The organism is Paenibacillus sp. P4_E11, assembly GCF_056401635.1.
Window position 1 is genome coordinate 33,544 of sequence record NZ_JBFUIX010000057.1, and the last position, 12,637, is coordinate 46,180.

Consider the following 12,637-nt stretch of genomic DNA (forward strand, 5'->3'; position numbering starts at 1 on the left):
CCCCTTAGGAGCCGGCAAGCATTTCGCCCGTGGCTAAAGTTAGCATCGGCGCTCGTTCTTGCAGTTTGCCACCGACGGCATACAGTCCTTCTTCTTTGGCTGTTTCTGCCGATTTCCGATCGAGCTGCTTCGCCTTTTCAGTCTTCGCCGCTACTTCCTTGACCTCAGTTTCCAGTGCGAACAGATCCGTGAACACATTCAATGCCTGCTCTCCGTTCCGTCCCCCAGCAAGCTCTTTAATACGCAGGATCGGATCACGCATCATCTGATTCATCATACTCTTCGTCAGTTTGCGGATCAGCTTCGCTTCCCTCTCGTCCAGATCAGTCAGCTTGAGCAGCAAATTGTCCATCGTTTCCTCGTGAATCGCATTGGCCTTTTCCTGTAAAGCTTGAATGACCGGACCTACCCCAAGCAGCTTGAACCATTGCTCGAACGCAGAGATTTCTTCCGCTACCATGGACTCAATCTTCGTAGCTTCCTTACGTCTTTCGTTCATGTTCGTCTCCACGATTAGCTCCAGATCGTCGATATCGTACAAGTACACATTCGATACTTTTGTAATATTCGGGTCAAGATCACGTGGTACGGCAATATCAATCATGAACAAGGGGCGAGACTTGCGTGTACTCATGACCCGCTGAATTTGCTGGCTGACCAGCACATATTCAGATGAGCCGGTCGAGCTAATAACAACGTCCACGTGGCGAAGTTCATCAAGCATCCGATCCATCGGCACAGCAATACCATTCATCTTGCCGGCTAGTTCTTCGGCTTTGGACATCGTCCGGTTCACGACCAGCACCCGATCCGCGCCTTGACCAGCCAAATGCTTGAGTGTCAATTCACTCATCTTGCCCGCTCCGATAATCATCACGGTCTTCTTCTTGAAATTTCCGAATATCCGCTTCCCTAGCTCAACTGCGGCGTAACTGACCGATACAGGGTTCTCCCCAATGGCCGTCTCCGAATGCGCGCGCTTGGCGAGTGTCACGGCTTGCTTGAACAGCATATTGAACAAGGTCCCCGTCGCCTTCTCGTTTTGAGCTTTGAGAAAGGCATCACGTACTTGTCCTAATATTTGCGTTTCGCCGATTACCATCGAATCCAACCCGCTAGTCACCTTGAACAAATGCTCGATAACAGGCCGATCCTCATACATGTACAAGTAATCTTTCATATATTCACGTGGAATGCCGAACCACCGCTCCAAGTAGCTGCGAATGTAGTATCCACACATATAGAGACGGTCGACAACCGCATATATTTCCGTCCGATTGCAAGTGCTCACGATCACACATTCAAGGATGCTCTTCGTGTCCTTCAACTGCTGCAAGGCAGCCGGAAGCTCTTGTTCCGAAAAAGCAAACTTCTCCCTAATCTCGACGGGGGCTGTCCGATAATTCAACCCGACAACGATCATGTGCATTCGTTACTCACCTGCCTTTCCAAAAAGTACTTATCCTATTGCCTTGTCCGGGGCCCCCATAAAGGGGCTTCGCCATGGATTAAGCTACGGAGCCTCGCTTCACTTTGTGGGGAATCCTTTGTGGGGAATGCTTTATGGGGTATAGTATAACATAGTTCGACATGGGTCGTCCCTTGAAAGTATGAATAAATTATGAACCGTTTCTGCGCTTCCAATAGTATGTTCGAACTTGGAAATACATATACGGAATCGTTCAGGGCAGCAGCTTCTTATGCAGCATCGCATACAGCTCCTCATCGGCCTTATGAAGCTTGTCGTTGGCAGAACCAAGTACTTTACCACTCGAGGTTAATAGCTTGCTGTAGCTGTCATACATCGTCTTGAACAAGGCTCCTGCTTTGTTCAATGTATCAGCCTCGTCCGGCTTCAAGGCCCGCTCTCCGCTAATCTGGAACCGCTGCAGCACCTGCAGCAGCTCTGGCAGCGACCGAAGGGAGGATAGCTTCGATTCCCCAATAGCAAGAACAAGCCGTTCGTGTGTGAAGTTGGCGGAATACACCGCTAGCCGAAGCTCATTCAGCTCATCCGTCTGCTTCATCTTCCCTACTTCCGCCATCGAGCTGTACAAGAGCTCTATCTGGAACTGGGCTACTTGATATAGCAGCTTGGTCGAGTCGTATTTCTCATCCGATTGTCCCCAGCTGTGTACAATCTGATAGACGGGCCAATAGATCAATGCGGCCACTACGAGCCAACCAATCCCCTTACGAACAATTCTCTTCATCGAGTGTCCCATACTTGGTCCTCCTCAAGCATTTGTGCAACAAATGCACTTCGAAAGCATATGCCCAAGCATTTGTGCAACAAATGCAAGGCTTCCATGTATTTGTATGGGACGAACACGAAACAAATGACCACGGATTTCTCCATGGCCATTCGCTCACAACCTATTTAATAGCTTTCACGCTCGTTTATCGTTCCGTTGTTATTTCACCAAAACTGCCTGTTGCATCACAGGAGTTTCAACAGTCATTTCGCCAATACCGCGAATTAACTTCTTGGCATATGTCCGTTCAGGCTTCAGGACGGAAACGAGATAATCGATTGCAGCCTGCGGGTCTACGGTCTCACCGCAAGTATAACAATCCAATGCCGCGAATCCTTTCTCAGGATACGTGTGAATCGAGATGTGACTCTCCGACAGCAATACCAAAACCGTTGCGCCTTGCGGCTCGAACTGCTTGGATTGAACAGATAATACCGTCGCTCCGCATACCTCAGCAGCTTCTACCATTTGAGCTTGTAGCCATTCTGCGCTGTTAAGCTTGTCAAAATCGGCTCCCCAAGTATCAACAGCAACGTGTCTTCCGAAAGTAGAATATTCCATCTTCCGGTTCCCCCTTCCTAGGAATAAAATTGTTGGATTTCATCCGCTAGGACCTACGTCATTCACTTCCCGAGGGAATAATCTCTCGCAACATTACATGTCCTGAGTGAATCCTGGTTCCTATATTGTTTTCAACGAGAATAAAAATAACATCTCTAGCCCAGAAATGCAATAGTTTTTTTTGTAAAGGAATGAAATACCGGGGTAAAACTCACTCCAGTACACAACGTATGTCGGTACTGATCAACTGGTGCGTATATCCCCACAATATCTTGAATTGCCACTGAGATGCTCCAAGCCCTCTTCCAGCCCCCAGAACCCTATCCAAAGAAATGTTACTCACGTATGCTGATCATTCCCTGGAACGGCTTGTATAACCCCACAATGCGGGCATATGTGCTCCTCTGGGTGCAACTCTTCCCGACATTTGATACAACGAGCTACTTCAATGCCTTCGTAAACCGGCGTTTCCTCCTGAGGAGCYCCAGCGTCAAGATCGTCATCGATGAACTCCGCTTCCATCGCCACCGCGGCCTCTGGTGTGATTGGCAGCTCGATTTCCAGTTTCCGACCGCAGGATGGACAATAAATCGCATCGCCCCCCGTAGAATGACCGCACAGACACATTCTCTCGTCGTTTAACTGGCTGATCTTCGAATGAAGATCGGCTATCGCCAATTCGATCGCAGCATTTTCCTGCGACAATCTTGCAATCTCAGGTTCCGCTAATGACAAATTCCCGGTCTGGTAAGCTTGATATACCGCCGAGCCGATTTCCGTGAAATTATCTTTCATATCTTTCCGTTTACGCGAAATTTGCGCAGATAGCTTGGTCGTTTCCACAGTCCGCTGCGCTTTGTCCGCCGCTTTGGCGGCTCCGTCTTTTATTTTCTGAAAGAAGCTCATGTGAGTACCCTCCACGTCGAAGTATATGCTTCTGTATCACCTGTATATAATACGGATGATGTGCGCCTTTTGTGGCAGTTAGGCAAATGAATATATTTTCATCTATGCTCAAGTAACCCCACGAAGTGACGTGAGGCTTCGAAGTTATTCCATGGCGAAGCCCCTTTGCGGGGACCCCGGATCCTTACAACATGTAAAAAGGGCCGATCACTCGACCCTTCTTACGTCTGCCTTGTTCCTTATGCTTCCAGTACGAATAATTTATGCGTCAACGACTTCAACTGATCGTCAATAAGTTGGACTTCACCTGATAGTTCAGCAGCAATTCGCTCATCCAGCAGCCTGTTAATTTGATCCAGGACGTCTGAGATTTCGAATTCGACTCGCTTCTGATGGAACATCCGCTCTAATAGCCCTAATGTGTCTTTGTACTCGAACACCAGCTTCTTACGATCCGGAGTGATCTCCATAATTTGCACAACTGAGCCACGCTTGTAAATATAATTCATCGTATAGGATGGATAAATCCGGTTGACAATCGCATCTCCCTTGAACTCTGCAACAGCCTTACGCATCAGATTAGCCAGCTTCGGATTACTTACCCGGCACGATCCCTCACATACGTAATATCCGCTTTTCCACTCGAAGGACAAACAAATCTCTTCGCCTGCGTCGTCTTGGAACGCGACCTCCTGACTGCCATTTTCGGTAACTTTGACCCGAGGATTGACTTGATTCATTGTAAGCAAATCCAGAAAACTAGACATTTCGGCTTCCGTTAAATGCAAGCAGGTTTTGACATATTCCGTCGCTAACCGCTGAGCCATAAAAATCCCTCGATTCTTTTTTTAAAACCCAGATCAATTCCCCTGTTAGAGAACTGATTTTTTTCCTTACTTTAATTTATTATACTATATCGTTCAGGAATATTCCTGCTAACTTTTCGCTGAAAACAATCAAAATTCAGAAAAATCGGCAGTCTTTCGCGAGAAGTGCCGGGAAAATCACGTATCTTCCCTGTTTCCCTTGCATATTCATGCAGTTTTCTTTAACTTTGTAAGTCAGTAATCGGCATACGCTACGAAGCTTCCCTTCACTTTGTAGGGTAAAAAACAGCTCCTCTAGTCTACGCTAGAAGAGCTTTCTTGATGCAGACCAGCTGCTTGTTCGATTACTTGCCACAATTCGTCCTTGCCTAAACCCAGCTCCGAAGAGAACATCACGATCGTGTCCTGTTGGCGCATCTGGAGTGTTTCTTTCACGATCTTGAGATGCTTCTGCCATTTCCCCTTCGGGATCTTGTCCGCCTTGGTCGCTACTACACATACCGGCAAATCATTATGCACAAGCCACTCATACATGGCCTGATCGTCTGATGATGGCGGGTGACGCAAATCAATAATTTGAATAATAAGCTGCAGCCGATCTCTCTCTGTCAAATACCGCTCAATAAACCGGCCCCATTCTTCCCGCTTCGTCTTCGACACCTTGGCGTAACCATAACCTGGCAAGTCGACGAAATAGAGCTTCGATTCGATACGATAAAAATTCAACGTTTGTGTCTTACCCGGTTGCGAGCTCGTCCGGGCCAGATTTTTGCGCGAGATCATCTTGTTAATGAGTGACGATTTGCCCACATTGGATCGGCCTACCAGAGCAATCTCTGGCAGTCCGTCCTCTGGATATTGATCGGGCCCAACCGCGCTGATAATAAACTCCGCCAGATTAACTTTCATTCCGGTGTCCCCTCCCCTTAGTGGATCGGAACCTGGGTGACTAACGCATGCTCGAGCACCTGGTCCATATGTTGTACGGGAACGAAGGTCATCTCGCTGCGTACGCTTTGCGGTATATCTTGTATATCCTTCTCATTGTCTTTCGGTAAAAGTACGGTACGAATACCCGCTCGGTGTGCTGCCAGCGATTTCTCCTTCAATCCGCCAATAGGAAGCACTCGCCCGCGGAGCGTAATCTCTCCGGTCATGGCTACGGTCTTCGATACTGGAATTTCGGTCAACGCCGAGATTAGAGCAGTCGCCATCGTAATCCCCGCAGATGGACCGTCCTTCGGAATTGCACCTTCCGGAATGTGAATGTGAATATCGTTCTTCTCATGGAAATCCGGTGGAATATGCAACTGTTCTGCTCTCGAGCGAGTATAGCTGAAGGCCGCTTGCGCGGATTCCTTCATAACGTCTCCCAGCTTACCTGTGAGCGTCAGCTTGCCTGTGCCAGGCATGACCGTCACTTCGATGACCAAGGTGTCTCCGCCTACTTCTGTCCAGGCCAGCCCTGTAACCGCTCCGACTTGATCTTCTTCTTCCGCAAGATTAACCCGGAACTTCGCAGGTCCCAAGTAATCGACTAACGCCTGATTATCGATATGAATACTCGTTTTCTCGCCGGAAACGATCAATTTGGCAGACTTGCGGCACAAACTGGCCATTTGCTGCTCAAGATTACGAACACCCGCTTCACGGGTATATTCACGAATGACCTTCATGAGTGTCTCTTCGTCCACCTGAAGCTGGTCCTCTTGTAAACCGTGCTCTCTGATCTGCTTGGGCAGCAAATATTTGCTAACAATCTGCAGCTTCTCAAGCTCCGTATACCCCGGAATGTACAATAGCTCCATACGGTCCAACAGCGGCCGCGGAATATTGTGCGCGGCATTCGCCGTCGTTACGAACATCACATTCGACAGATCGAATGGCAACTCGATATAATGATCACTAAAAGTGCTGTTTTGCTCTGGATCGAGCACCTCCAGCAATGCTGAAGACGGGTCTCCGCGGAAATCCATCGACATCTTGTCGATTTCGTCCAATAGCATAACAGGATTGTGACTGCCGGCGTTTTTCAAACCTTGCATGATTCGTCCCGGCATCGCCCCTACATACGTTCTCCGATGCCCGCGAATCTCCGCTTCATCCCGAACACCACCTAGTGAGATACGGATGAACTTCCGGTCAAGCGAACGTGCAATGGAACGTGCTATTGAAGTCTTCCCTACGCCCGGAGGTCCCACGAGGCATAGAATCGGCCCCTTCATCTTCTGAACGAGCTTCTGAACAGCCAAATATTCCAGCACTCGCTCCTTCGGCTTTTCCAACCCGTAATGATCCTCGTTCAGAATATTTTCTGCTTTCTGGATATCCAGATCGTCTTCCGTCCATTTGGACCATGGCAATGCTAACAGCCAATCCAGATAGTTGCGGATGACGRCTCCTTCTGCTGAAGTAGCCGGCATCTTCTCAAGCCGATCAATTTCTTTCTCGACTTTCTCACGCACCTTCTCTGGAAGCTGWGCTTCTTCCATCTGGGCTCTTAGCTCTTCAACCTCGCCCGCACGGCCTTCTTTCTCACCGAGCTCCTTCTGTATAGCCTTCATTTGCTCACGCAAATAGTATTCCTTCTGTGTCTTCTCCATCTGCTTCTTGACCCGTTGATTGATCTTGCGCTCCAACTCGAGCACTTCCCGCTCATTGTTCAAGAAGCTGAGCAGCTTCTCAAGCCGTTCCCGAACGTCCACCGTCTCGAGGATATCCTGCTTATCTTTTATTTTCAAAGACAAGTGGCTCGTGATCACATCGGCAAGTCTTCCTGGCTCATCGATGTCGGACACGGCAGCCAATGTCTCCGGTGTGACCTTCTTGGACAAATTGATGTAATGCTCGAATTGACTCAGAACGGTTCGCATCAAAGCATCGGTCTCGGAATCGGACGTCTCTTGTTCCGGGAGTTCCTTAGCCATCACTGTATAGTATTCCGAGTTGGAGAGGAACTCTACGATCTCAGCACGCATCATACCTTCCACAAGCACACGGATCGTTCCGTTAGGCAGCTTGAGCATCTGCCTTACTTTGGCGATCGTACCTACGCGGTAGATGTCATCCTTAGCCGGATCCTCGATATTGATCTCGGATTGGGAGCACAACAGAATCATGCTGTCGTCCACCATCGCCTGGTCAAGCGCTTTGACAGACTTCTCGCGTCCTACGTCCAGATGCAGCACCATGCTTGGGTATACAAGCAATCCGCGCAGCGGCAGCAAAGGCAGTTTACGTACCTTCGGCTTATTCGGTCCCATGCCCAGCACCTCCCTACGACTGTAACTTCCCATAATAAGTTATCCCGTCACCCATTCCCTTTTCGTGTTGCAAGCGTGGTCATCAGGGCCCTTAATTGGATGTAGTCACCATTTTATCAAAATTGCCGACAAAACACCAATTGACTACCCCTCACTGCTTATGTCAGGACCCGCGTGAAATAGTGGCGGCGGCGAAGCAATCAGCACATCTACGGAATTCGGCATTACGGCTGGACTTTCATACTCTCTCTTGCCAAGTGCATGAGCCAGAACTTCGTCGATCGATTCCACCGCAATAACTTCCAATCCCCCGCTTAGTCCTCCAAAAATATCCTGCCAGTTCTCCTTCGGAATGATCACCCTGGTTGCACCGGCCTGGAAAGCCGCCTCTACCTTAGCTACAGCCCCGCCAATCGGCTTCACCTTGCCATGTATACTGATCTCCCCTGTCATCGCTAGCTTATTATCAACCGGAATACCACGGATTGCAGATGCAATCGCTGTAGCCATCGACACACCTGCAGAAGGCCCATCAATCGGAATGCCTCCAGGAAAATTGATGTGCAGGTCATAGTCGTATGTATGCATACCGGATCTGCGGAGGACAGTCAACACATTCTCAATCGACCCTCTGGCCATACTTTTGCGACGAAGTGTCTTGGACCCTCCCCCCATTTCCTCCTCATCCACAACCCCGGTAATTGTGTATTTACCAGTACCAGGTTGATCGCATGGTGTGGCAGTAACTTCGATTTCCAGCAGCATGCCTTGATTCGGACCATATACCGCAAGTCCATTGACCAGACCGATTTGCGGTTCTGACGGCACCTTCTTCTCGGGACGCGGCGTAAGCTGACTGCTGTTAGCTACCCATTCCACGTCACCTGCTGTAATATCATTACGACTGTCCGAGATCGCTATACCAACCGCGAGTTGGATCATATTGACGGCTTCCCGGCCGTTCGTCGCATACTTCTTCACAACCTCGACGGCCTGCTTGTTTTCCTTGAACCCAATTTTGCGTACTGCGTTCGTGGCAATGCGTTCAATCTCTTCCGGCAACAGAGGTCGGAAAAAAATTTCCATACAGCGTGATCGAATAGCTGGTGGAATTTCCTGTGGTGTACGGGTCGTCGCACCTACCATGCGGAAATCTGCCGGTAATCCGTTCTGGAATATGTCATGAATGTAATTCGGCACGTTTGTATCCTCGGAGTTGTAATAAGCACTCTCGAGAAACACTTTGCGGTCTTCAAGCACTTTTAATAACTTATTCATCTGAATCGAATGCAATTCGCCAATCTCATCAATAAACAGCATGCCACCATGCGCTTTCGTAACAGCCCCGAGCTTCGGCTGCGGAATACCTGCCACACCCATTGCACCCGCACCTTGATAGATCGGATCGTGAACGGAACCGATCAACGGATCGGCAATCCCTCGCTCGTCGAATCGGGCGGTTGTCGCGTCCAGCTCTATGAACTTGGCGTCATAGCGGAACGGAGATGCCGCATTCTTCTTCGCCTCCTCCAGAATCACTCTGGCAGCCGCTGTCTTGCCTACTCCCGGAGGTCCATATATAATCACATGCTGCGGATTCGGACCACACAGGGCCGCCTTCAGCGCACGCAGCCCTTCCTTCTGACCGACAATATCGTCCAACGTGGATGGTCTTGTTTTCTCCGACAAAGGCTTGGTTAATGAGATAGAACGGAGCTTGCGCAGCTTATCCATCTCTTTCTTCGATTCCCGGTCTACTGCCGTTCGGTTCGTCTGTTGATTGCGCAGCAGATTCCAGAAATATAAACCGATGACAATGGCGAAAAACACCTGAATAATCATCAAAATGATACTTAAACTCATACTTTACTCCTCCTATACGTTACAACGCATCGCATTATTGGTCTCACCTGGGGTCCCCGAAAAGTAATCCAATTAAGCCTCAAAGCTTCACTTCACTTTTTGGGGATCAATTTGGGGTAGATATTGGTAGTATTCCCCTGTGCAGGGCGGGTTAACCGAGAATGAGAACAAAAAGTTTGTACACGATATAGGGTAAGGATTCAATCTGCACAATTAGCCAAAAAGGCGGTTTTGACTAAATGAGACTATTATCCATACTGCTCGCTGGATGCCTGCTGCTCGTAAGCGGAACGAACACTAGGACATCTGCAGCCTCGTTTGATGCCAAACCCTACTCATCACACCAATCGCTGGGCGCCCCGGCTTGGGTTGCACCGCTCGCCTTTCCCGGAACCGATATTGTCATCGATGTCGGACATGGCGGCATAGACGGCGGAACGAAATTCGGTGAATTGCTTGAGAAGAACGTCAATCTTGATATCGCTTTGAAGGTGTATGAGCAGTTAACACGTTCCGGGGTACGGACAGCCATCAATCGGACGACTGATTATGCACTAAGCGACGATAATTATTGGCTGGGAAGCCGTTCACGCCACCTGAGGGACTTGTCCCAACGCAAACTGCTGGCGGAAGCGCTGCGACCCAAGTTAGTCGTCAGCCTCCACACGAATTGGGCCAAGCGATCAAGTAGGACGGGAGCGACAGTTCTGTTTCAGATGAACCCGCAAAGCCATGCGGCTGCCCATCTGATCCAGCGACGATTGAACAACTTATACGGGAAGAACGGAGAAATCCCTTACCTTGGAAAGCCATTCTACTTGTTGAACCACTCCCCCTGTCCTGCGGTAATTGTAGAAATGGGTTTTATCAGCAATCCCGATGATCGTGCGATTCTGACAACGCCAGCCAAACAACAAATAATGGCGGAAGCTATCGCCTCCGCCATCCGAGAATATTTGATTGCCTTCTCCAATCAGCCTTACAAGTAATCAATGCTGCTTGCGGCCTGGAATCGTCCCGGTCCGTTCAAACTCAGCGACGATGGTGTCGATTTCTTTCTTCAACTCACTAACCAGCTCAGCTTCCGGCACCTTGCGTATCATCTCACCGTAACGAAACAGCATCCCTTCTCCACGGGCACCGGCTATGCCGATGTCCGCTTCTTTGGCTTCACCAGGGCCGTTCACCGCACAACCCAATACAGATACCTTAATCGGCACTTTCAGCTTCTCGATGTACTGCTCTACCTCATTGGCGACGGAGAACAGGTCGATATCGAGTCGCCCGATTGCCGAAGTTATCCGATTGAATGTGAATGCTCATCGGCAATTGTGGCGGGTGCTTATTGACCGCAACCAGATCGGAGAACCTTATCTTGGTCACATCCGGTCGCTCCTGCCGGAACTCACTCAGGAAGGGTGACTACATTGTCTGTTGAGATTACGTTCTTACCCGATAACAAGAAAATAACGGTGAAGCCCGGTACCACTTTGCTGGATGCGGCGAGTCGAGCGCGAGTTCATGTTCGTACGCGTTGCGGCGGTAACGCTTCTTGCTTGATGTGCAAGGTTACAGTGGAAGATTCAATCGGACTACTGCCCATGATACCTAATGAAGCACGTAAGCTAGGTAATCTGGTGGACACCCATATCCGACTAGCCTGCCAAGCGCGAGTGACTGGGAATGTTACGGTCATCGTTCCAGAAGACCCGCTTCGGGCAGCAGTACGGGCTCAATTGGCTAAACAGCAGGAGGAAGATTTATGGTGAAAGTACTAAGTCAAGTCGCGCGGCTAATTGCGGCCGTGAGTGTCATTCTGGCGCTATCCGGCTGCTTATATAACAAGAACAATAAGCTGGACAACATGACATCCATTCGCGAGAGTATCGTGCTCGTTCAGAATGCGATTGATACGTACAAGCAGCGTACGGGCGTGCTCCCGATCAAGAACTCTAATTCGCTCACGCCCATCTATGAAAAATATGTAATTGATATGCGCAAGCTGAAAGATGGTCACTACATCTCACAACTCCCTGCAGTCTCCTATGAGAATGGCGGGTCGGCGATATTCGTCCTAGTCAATCCAGATGAGAAGCCCGAGGTGCGGGTGATGGATCTGGTGGCCTATCAGCAAACCGGTGATATCCAGAAGAAGGTGGACGAGTACAAGGCCTCACATCAAGGGCAGCTCCCGTCTGGCGCTGAAGTTGCGCCGCATTTCTACCAGTTGGATTATGCCAAGCTGGGGGAGAAGCAAGTTCAGGTGGAGAGCCGCTATTCCCGTCAGTTTATTAGCTTCGTGCTGCATGAATCCGGGACAGTTGCGATTGATTATGCGCCGGATCTGATGAAGATGATCACCGAGAAATCGCTTGCTGCGGGTCTTCAATCGGGTTCTGATCTGCGGGCTATTCTAGTGCGGGAATCCCCATTTGTTCCAGCCAAATCATACCCTTACCATTGGAAGAACGGACAACCGGTCTTATCCGAGCAATGAACGAAAGTCCATATGAATTTGAATAATCCTCTGCGCCAGACGAAGCTGGTTCAGAGGGTTTCTTTGTCATTTCCGAATAACTTCCCGGATTGTCACATATATTTGTTCGGTACAGCATGCAAGAGAAGGGACTGGTTACACTGCACATTTGAAATTAATAGAGAAAAAAATAGAGCCATGCAGTCATATTTGCCAGTCCCGTACATATATTTTTTACTAGTCTGAAAGCATGTACGAGTTAGTCGCATACCGGGCCTGCCCTTTCGCAGCATCCGTCTCTCGTATCGCGACACTTGCTTCATTCATCATCCTGTTGGGAGGGATCAAATTGGAGAAAGTGGATATTTTCAAGGACATCGCAGAACGCACTGGCGGGGATATTTACCTAGGGGTAGTGGGCGCGGTCCGTACAGGCAAATCGACGTTTATCAAGCGGTTCATGGAAACGCTGGTGCTGCCGAACAT

Annotated in this window: 12 protein-coding genes and 2 pseudogenes; 4 read left to right on the plus strand and 10 right to left on the minus strand. The window is 49.3% G+C overall.

The window, feature by feature from the left end:
• Positions 1 to 4: 4 nt before the first annotated feature.
• The 8 genes from hemA to lonB form a co-directional block, all read right to left on the minus strand.
• A complete protein-coding gene (gene hemA / locus AC1DWB_RS20570; protein ID WP_477542970.1) occupies positions 5 to 1,429 on the minus strand; it encodes a glutamyl-tRNA reductase in 1,425 nt (474 codons plus the stop codon).
• A 253-nt stretch (positions 1,430 to 1,682) separates the two neighbouring features.
• Positions 1,683 to 2,225 carry an S-adenosylmethionine decarboxylase gene (locus AC1DWB_RS20575; protein ID WP_477542971.1) on the minus strand — a complete coding sequence of 181 codons (543 nt, stop codon included), beginning with the start codon at positions 2,223 to 2,225 and terminating at the stop codon, positions 1,683 to 1,685.
• 189 nt (positions 2,226 to 2,414) lie between these two features.
• Positions 2,415 to 2,816 (minus strand): adenosylmethionine decarboxylase, encoded by a 402-nt coding sequence (gene speD / locus AC1DWB_RS20580; protein ID WP_477542972.1) that lies wholly within the window; start codon positions 2,814 to 2,816, stop codon positions 2,415 to 2,417.
• Positions 2,817 to 3,155: 339 nt separating this feature from the next.
• Positions 3,156 to 3,722 carry a double zinc ribbon domain-containing protein gene (locus AC1DWB_RS20585; RefSeq protein ID WP_477542973.1) on the minus strand — a complete coding sequence of 189 codons (567 nt, stop codon included), beginning with the start codon at positions 3,720 to 3,722 and terminating at the stop codon, positions 3,156 to 3,158.
• A gap of 239 nt (positions 3,723 to 3,961) precedes the next feature.
• Complete coding sequence (locus tag AC1DWB_RS20590) at positions 3,962 to 4,549, minus strand: non-ribosomal peptide synthetase module (RefSeq protein WP_477542974.1); 588 nt, start codon at positions 4,547 to 4,549, stop codon at positions 3,962 to 3,964.
• A 294-nt stretch (positions 4,550 to 4,843) separates the two neighbouring features.
• Positions 4,844 to 5,458, minus strand: coding sequence for a ribosome biogenesis GTP-binding protein YihA/YsxC (gene yihA, locus AC1DWB_RS20595; protein WP_477542975.1), 615 nt, complete (start codon positions 5,456 to 5,458; stop codon positions 4,844 to 4,846).
• 17 nt (positions 5,459 to 5,475) lie between these two features.
• Positions 5,476 to 7,812 (minus strand): endopeptidase La, encoded by a 2,337-nt coding sequence (gene lon / locus AC1DWB_RS20600; RefSeq protein ID WP_477542976.1) that lies wholly within the window; start codon positions 7,810 to 7,812, stop codon positions 5,476 to 5,478.
• A 144-nt stretch (positions 7,813 to 7,956) separates the two neighbouring features.
• On the minus strand, positions 7,957 to 9,675 hold the full coding sequence (lonB, locus tag AC1DWB_RS20605; RefSeq protein WP_477542977.1) for an ATP-dependent protease LonB: 1,719 nt from the start codon (positions 9,673 to 9,675) through the stop codon (positions 7,957 to 7,959).
• Between the two features lie 239 nt (positions 9,676 to 9,914).
• Between lonB and AC1DWB_RS20610 the strand changes: the two genes are divergently transcribed.
• The gene (locus AC1DWB_RS20610) at positions 9,915 to 10,664 is read left to right on the plus strand and encodes an N-acetylmuramoyl-L-alanine amidase family protein (protein WP_477542978.1); all 750 of its coding nucleotides are present in this window, start codon (positions 9,915 to 9,917) and stop codon (positions 10,662 to 10,664) included.
• Here the strand turns inward: AC1DWB_RS20610 and AC1DWB_RS20615 are convergent.
• Positions 10,665 to 10,961: pseudogene (locus AC1DWB_RS20615) on the minus strand (4-hydroxy-3-methylbut-2-en-1-yl diphosphate synthase); the annotation flags it as partial.
• Complete coding sequence (locus AC1DWB_RS20620) at positions 10,924 to 11,058, minus strand: hypothetical protein (protein ID WP_477542979.1); 135 nt, start codon at positions 11,056 to 11,058, stop codon at positions 10,924 to 10,926. The pseudogene AC1DWB_RS20615 and the gene AC1DWB_RS20620, both read right to left, overlap by 38 nt.
• A 44-nt stretch (positions 11,059 to 11,102) precedes the next feature.
• Between AC1DWB_RS20620 and AC1DWB_RS20625 the strand changes: the two genes are divergently transcribed.
• The 3 genes and pseudogenes from AC1DWB_RS20625 to AC1DWB_RS20635 all read left to right on the plus strand — a co-directional run.
• Positions 11,103 to 11,444: a 2Fe-2S iron-sulfur cluster-binding protein gene (locus AC1DWB_RS20625; RefSeq protein WP_477542980.1), complete on the plus strand. Its 342-nt coding sequence runs from the start codon at positions 11,103 to 11,105 to the stop codon at positions 11,442 to 11,444.
• Positions 11,438 to 12,172 (plus strand): hypothetical protein, encoded by a 735-nt coding sequence (locus AC1DWB_RS20630; protein ID WP_477542981.1) that lies wholly within the window; start codon positions 11,438 to 11,440, stop codon positions 12,170 to 12,172. The genes AC1DWB_RS20625 and AC1DWB_RS20630 overlap by 7 nt, the downstream gene beginning before the upstream one ends.
• 328 nt (positions 12,173 to 12,500) lie before the next feature.
• Positions 12,501 to 12,637 (plus strand): annotated as a pseudogene (locus tag AC1DWB_RS20635) (stage IV sporulation protein A); the annotation flags it as partial.